At 36.7% G+C, this 5,326-nt stretch carries 1 protein-coding gene and 2 pseudogenes; 1 reads left to right on the top strand and 2 read right to left on the bottom strand.

The window, feature by feature from the left end; all coding sequences use genetic code 11:
• Window positions 1-302 (top strand): annotated as a pseudogene (locus tag BHV72_RS06825) (ATPase); the annotation flags it as partial.
• A 189-nt stretch (window positions 303-491) separates the two neighbouring features.
• Here BHV72_RS06825 and BHV72_RS06830 read toward each other — a convergent pair.
• Window positions 492-1,985, bottom strand: a complete 1,494-nt coding sequence (locus tag BHV72_RS06830; RefSeq protein WP_276921416.1) for a RagB/SusD family nutrient uptake outer membrane protein — start codon at window positions 1,983-1,985, stop codon at window positions 492-494.
• Between the two features lie 19 nt (window positions 1,986-2,004).
• A pseudogene (locus BHV72_RS06835) lies at window positions 2,005-5,076 on the bottom strand (SusC/RagA family TonB-linked outer membrane protein); the annotation flags it as partial.
• Between the last annotated feature and the right edge of the window lie 250 nt (window positions 5,077-5,326).

The raw sequence follows: 5,326 nt of genomic DNA on the forward strand, positions 1-5,326 counted from the left end.
AGAATGTTGTATGCATAGATTTATTAAGGTATGGTTATGAAGTATATGTCGGAAAGAATGGGAATAAGGAAATTGATTTTATAGCTTCTAAAGGTGATCATAAAATCTATATCCAAGTGGCGTATATACTTCTCGATGAAGCAACCGTTCAGCGGGAGTTCGGTAATCTACTGGAAATTCCTGACAATTATCCTAAATATGTAATCACTATGGATGAAATGCAGAGTGGGGGAAATTATCAAGGAATCAAACAAATTTCGCTACGGGATTTCCTATTGGCGGAAGATAAGGAAAAGCTATGAGTTGATTATCTTACCTTTACTTTTGAGCATAAGAAAGCCAAATATCTTGAACAATAGTCCAAGAAAAGAGAATATATTAATATGCGAAGTGAATCCCAAAAGTTAGACAAAAAACTTTTAGGATTCACTTCATTTTCAAATTAAAGCTAAACTCATTTAGCCTTATCTACTTATTTAATAACTTATTTGCTATTTTTGCAGATTAGGATTGTTAGTAATTTCACGTTCAGGGATTTCAAATATCAGTCTGGAATCTTCAAATGAAATTGTTTCCCCTGTTAATGCATAGTTATTTTCACCACGTACCATAGATTTATGAAAACGTTTTAGAGTAAGTAATCCACGCCCTTCGGCCCACATCTCAACACGCCAATTGTAATATATATTCTCCAATAACTGATCTGCATTCATATCATTTACTTTGGAGGCCGTTTCCTCATCACGTTGATCCAAAAGGGCCTTTAACGAAGCCCTTGCTTCTGTTAAGTGATTTGCCCGTGTATTAGCTTCAGCATTTATCAGATACATTTCTTCAACTCGCATATATACAATATCGTTTGTCCATGTGCGATCCCCCATTGCTTTTCTACCAGAATCATAGAATTTATACCAGCTAATTAGCACAGAAGGATGGAACCACTGCTTACGAGTATCCGACGCGGGAATTTCATTATATAAGTTTTTGTCTATCATCTTATAATCACCGGCTGAACAATAACTATAGGTAAAATAATCAATTTGTCCCCAAAAAGTAGGTAAACCAGCTGTGTTATCCTTAGTGATATCAAATGCCCACATCCATGAACCAATATTGATGCTACTAAAACCTGATTCAATAATTTCTGCTTGGCTCATTAAAGGATACCCCGAATTTTTAATTATATCAGCTGTTATTGCAGCTGCATTCTCATATTCTCCTTTTGTCAGATAAGCATAGGCGAGAATACCTTTAGCTGTCCATTGATCAATTTGGTCTTTTGTTCCATTAGGGCGCCCAATACCTTCTTCCTCCAAATTCTCCAAAATTTCAACAGCTTCTTTTAAGTCAGTTATTACTCGCTCATATATTTCTTCTACTGTTGAAAGTCCTAAAGTCTCAGCGGTTGCCTGTGAGCGATAAAGTGGTAATGCTTTTGCATTTTTATCAATATCATAAGACTTTGCATATAAGTTGACCAAATTAAAGTAGGAATGCGCTCTCAAGGCCTTTGCTTGAGCATAATAATTTTTATTATCTTCATTTTCAGGCACATTCTCATCTCCCCCTACTGTGTCAAATATTTCATTACAAGCCTTGATAATTCGATAATAGTATCTCCACAGCATATATGCTCTATTTTTTGTCGTAGTATTACACTGTAGTCTAGCAGCATCACTGAACCAGCCATAAGTTTCACCACTCATTGCCAAATCGCCACTCATTAAGTCAGTAGTGATGTCTATAGATTTTTGACCGAAATCATCGTGGTTTGTTGTACCACCTGTTTTCCAAGCAAAAGTAGTAGAATAAGTACCCAATGCCTGACCTAACATTATATTAGGGTTCCATTCCGCATTTTCTTTAATTTGACCAGAAGAAATATATCCATTGGGATCTTCTTCTAGAAAAGAGTCTTTGCAGCTTGAAAGCGTCAGAACTATCAATGCAGAGCAAGCTGTTAATTTATATATTATATTTCTCATATTTTTATGAATTAATCAATTAGAACTGAATCTTAATACCACCCATGATAGTACTCAATGGAGCATATTGGCTTCTGTCTGAGCTTCCGGAATCTTCATTCGGATCTGTACTTACTGTATTACCGGCCATGGAAACAAAACCTTTACGTGCGGAGAAAAATAATAAGTTATCACCCGAAACATAGATAGACAAAGCGCCTATATTCATCTTATTCATCCACTTTTTAGGGAAAGTATAAGCCAATCTTACATTAGATAAATTCAAATAAGAACGGCTTGTTATGAAACGGGTAGAAGAAGCATTTGAATATTCATCATATCCGGATGTTAAACGTGGGACGTCAGTAATATCACCAGGTTTCTGCCAACGTTTCTCAATATCATTATGCCAGTTTCCTGCTCCGGAGGTGTTATCTCCCATCAAAGTAGCGTACACTCCATCATAGGCATACCCACCTAAACTATAGGAGAAAGTTGCGTTCAATTCGAAACCTTTAACTGCTAAATCAAATCCAAAACCACCTTGTAAAGCGGGTATGCCCGACTTATCAACATATTTTTTTGTTGCATCGTTGTAATTTGAAGTCTTCTCAACTTCTAATTTTTCTATTTTATTCTTTTGCTGATAAGTTACCATATCGGTGATTAAGTCTTTAGTGCCATCGGCCTTCACATTATAATATGCATTATATAATGCCATACCAGTTTCCGGATCAACGCCAGCATATTCTCTCATGTAGAAATCATATAAAGAATGCCCTTTTGACCAACCGTAACCTCCTTGTATTTCCAAGGGCTTTTCTTTTCCCGTAGTATCATCAATTGGCATCTGAGTCATCTTATTAATATAATGTCCACCATTTAATCGGATATCAAAGTTCACATCATTAGTCTTAATAATATGCGCAGTCAATGAGAACTCTATACCTTTATTAACCATCTTACCATCATTAACCGGGTATTGAGCATATCCCAATGAAGGAGCTACTTGTTTCAGGAATAGCATATCCTTAGTGGTCTTCTTATAATATTCCACTTCACCTTCCAGGATATCAGCAATGTTGAATTCAATACCGGTATTCCATGTCGCACTACGTTCCCATGTCAAATTAGGGTTTCCTTTATACTTAAAACTGAAACTGATTTCATCATTCAGATTACCGATAGAATACAAATCGTTATAAGGGTAGTAACCGGCAATAGTCGGGTCTGTAATAAAATCCTGATTACCCAAAACACCCCAGCTTAATTTGTATTTCAGATTTTTTAGCCATTTTATATCTTTCATGAAATCTTCATTCGTAATGGCCCAAGCAGCTCCGATTGAGCCAAAAGTTCCCCATTTTTGTCCTTTAGCAAAGCGAGAAGAACCATCACGTCTCACTGTTCCATGTAGGAAATACCTGTCATTATAGTCATAACGTACTTGTCCGAAATAACTTTCCATATCAAAACCGTAGCTATCAGAATCCATATAATCCATAATTACGGCATTCGACCATTCTGTATTGTTAGGACGAACAATTTTTGATTTCTGCCCATAATTATCAGACATTTTATAGAAGGTAGATTCATGGGCAATAAATGCATCTAAATTATGTGCACCATAGCTTTTTTTCCATGCCAGAATCTGATTGGAAGTGAAACTGAAGAATGAACTCATATTCTTGAAAATACGTCCTAATCCTTCTGCATCACCATAATACGGATTCGTCAGCTCATTGTTTTTTGTACTCAAATATTGTAAACCCATATTAACCGTCGCCTTGAAGTCTTTCAAGAAAGTCGCTTCAAACATCGCGTTACCATTGAATGAATGAGATTGATACTCATTTTTGTCCAATTGAATTGCTCCCGCAGGATTTACACCTGAAGCATAAGGACGGCCATAACCTTCAGCCATACCATAGTCATACATGTATCCACCAACTACATTATCCTTGATTTTGTTTCCATTCTCATCACGCTGAAACACAGGGAACAAAGATGGCATGAAGTTTACAAACTGGAAACCATTATTCATATTATCACCTTGTCCAGGTTTGTTCATTTCCATATAGCTATATGCCATGTTGATATTTGATTTCAACCACGAAGTGATATCCTGAGACATATTGGAACGGGCATTAAAACGTTCAAAATCTGAACCGATATAATAACCCTCATCTTTTAAATATCCAAAAGAAGTGTAATGTGACAACTTTTCGCTACCACCGGATATTTTGACACTGGCTTCAAACTTTTCTCCGGTACGGAAAATATAATCGTCCCATTTCTCAGGAGTGTATTTACGAGTAACGCCTGCTTTAAATTTCCCCGTAGCAGGATCGATAACATCACCTGTGTTCCACATATTATATCCTTTGTAAATACCCGAATTCTGATAACCGGCCTGAGGATCATCATACCCCCACAAAAGCTTACTAGCCATAGCAGCTGCTGCTGCTTCATCACGACCACCAGCATATTGATATTTGTTTTTAATACCTTCCCATGTCAGCTCAACAAAACGTTCCGGGTTTTCCATGGAATCATAGAGCGGTATCAAGCGAGTGTTGACACCATACTTTACGTCTGCTTCGACTCTAGTTTTTCCTTTCTTACCTTTTTTAGTCGTAAGTAAGATAACTCCGTTTGCAGCTCTTGAACCATAAAGTGCAGTGGCAGTAGCATCTTTCAATACTGTAGTAGTTTCAATGTCGGACGGATCAATTCCGCTCAGATCAGAGCCAAACGGGATACCGTCAACTACATATAGCGGTGCACGACTTGAATTGACAGAGCCCAAACCGCGAATACGTATACTTGCATTAGATCCTGGTTGCCCACTGGTTGACACAACTTGCACACCAGCGACTTCACCGGTCAATGCCTTGGATAATTCAGAAGGATTCTTGTTAGCAATACGGTCCCCCTTGATTTCAGTGGCAGAACCTGTAAAAGACTTCTTCGTTGCAGTACCATAGGCAACCACTACAACTTCATCTAAAAGCTCAGCATCTGATTTCATCATTACTTTTACATGAGGCTTAATCACCACCTCTTGTGTTTGCATACCAATGTACGAAATTTGCAATGTTTTCGCAGAACTATGCGTTAGCTATATTGTTGATATATAGCAATATATTAATAGCACAGGAACTTATTATTCCATAATAGTATTTTGTAATTGATTGATTTACTAAAATACTCACATAATATATTTACTAACAATGTATTAGCAATAAAACAATGATATAAATGAACTATAGAATAAGTATTATGCGTTTGAATCTGCAGTAAAGTGTAAATAATAGTTGTTTTTTGAATTAAAAAATTGCAAATTCACAATAGGAATAAGG

This window comes from Bacteroides sp. 43_46, assembly GCF_001915455.1.
In the GTDB taxonomy this organism is placed as follows: domain Bacteria; phylum Bacteroidota; class Bacteroidia; order Bacteroidales; family Bacteroidaceae; genus Bacteroides; species Bacteroides caccae.